This is a genomic window from Vibrio sp. 2033, assembly GCF_033339735.1.
The window spans coordinates 1-882 of sequence record NZ_JAWOVC010000179.1; the positions used below are offsets into that span (position 1 = coordinate 1).

The following is an 882-nucleotide window of genomic DNA, read 5'->3' on the forward strand; positions in this document are numbered from 1 at the left end:
CCAGTTTCGACTTCACCGAGCCAAAATTGATTGGCCAAGAATTTCTTGCCGAGCAAGATCAGAAAACTGCTGGTGGCTACGATCACGCCTTTGTATTCATGCCTGAAGTGACCGATGGCGTGTCTGTCGCTGCGGTTTTAATTGCACCAAAAGAAGATGTGGTGATGAAGGTGAAAACCACCAAACCTGCCATCCAGTTCTATTCAGGTAATTTCTTAGCCGGTACGCCAGGTGCAAGTAAAACTTACGAACGCTATGACGGCCTAGCATTGGAAACGCAGTACTTTCCAGACGGGCCAAACAAACCAGAATGGGGACTCAACAATGGGGTGTTGAGCTCTGGGGATTGCTATCAGCATCAAACTACTTATCAGTTTGAATTTTAGATAGCACTTCAACCCTTTGAACTTGCAGCGGCAGCAATGCTGCAACTCCAACGACTTTGGGTGTTATGGTGGGCTACATGCCCACCTTTTTTGTTTTTGTCGAAGAGGTTCGAACGATGAGTTCACCCTCTACTTTGCGTTTGTTAGAAAGCAACGGTTGCCCTTCAATCAGTGCCATCAACGATTCGATTGCGAGTTTACCCATGTCTGAGTAGGGCAGTTCAACCGACGTTAATGCTGGGAAGCTTTCAGAGGCGATTTGCTGATTATCGTAACCGACAACGGCAACATCCTGAGGAATCTTCAACCCCAACTCCGCTATCGCTTGGTAGCACCCCATTGCCATATAGTCGCTGCCACAGAAAATCGCTTCTGGCGGCTGCTCCATATTCAGTAGTGCCAGTGTTTGCTGGTGCGCTTCTTTTAGCGACCAGTTTGCATCGACTAAATACTCTGAGTTAGGAATGATGTCTGCATCAATGAGAGCCTGACGATA

At 47.5% G+C, this 882-nt stretch carries 2 protein-coding genes; one reads left to right on the plus strand and one right to left on the minus strand.

Going from position 1 to position 882, the window contains the following annotated elements:
- Window positions 1-386 (plus strand): aldose epimerase family protein (locus tag R7P74_RS25435; protein WP_443293367.1); only part of this gene is annotated, 386 nt, incomplete at its 5' end.
- 73 nt (window positions 387-459) lie between these two features.
- On the opposite strand, the gene R7P74_RS25440 is transcribed toward R7P74_RS25435, so the two are convergent.
- The coding region (locus tag R7P74_RS25440; RefSeq protein WP_318123417.1) for a substrate-binding domain-containing protein at window positions 460-882 on the minus strand (423 nt) is incomplete at its 5' end.